A 285-nucleotide genomic window follows, 5' to 3' on the forward strand; every position below is an offset into this window, starting at 1 on the left:
AACAACACGGCGGCGACTCAGCTGGCAGTTACTTATGACGGCACAGCCCCGACAGTGGCTATCAGTGGTGCCAGCGGCAGTATTAATGCACCGTTTACAGCGACCTTTACCTTCAGTGAAAATGTTACCGGTTTTACCGTTGGCGATATTGTTGCCGGTAATGCCTCCGTCAGTGCATTCAGTGCGACCAGTGCATCGGTCTATACCGCGTTAATTACGCCAACTGCAGATGGTTCGGTAACGGTGGATGTTGCAGGCTCTGTTGCCCAGGATGGCGTTGGTAAT

At 52.6% G+C, this 285-nt stretch carries 1 protein-coding gene; it reads left to right on the forward strand.

Going from position 1 to position 285, the window contains the following annotated elements:
- On the forward strand, nt 1–285 hold a 285-nt coding region (locus HUF18_RS11920; RefSeq protein WP_225692343.1), incomplete at both ends, for an Ig-like domain-containing protein.

It is taken from the genome of Thalassolituus sp. ST750PaO-4 (assembly GCF_020320405.1).
Taxonomy (GTDB): domain Bacteria; phylum Pseudomonadota; class Gammaproteobacteria; order Pseudomonadales; family Oceanobacteraceae; genus Venatoribacter; species Venatoribacter alkanivorans.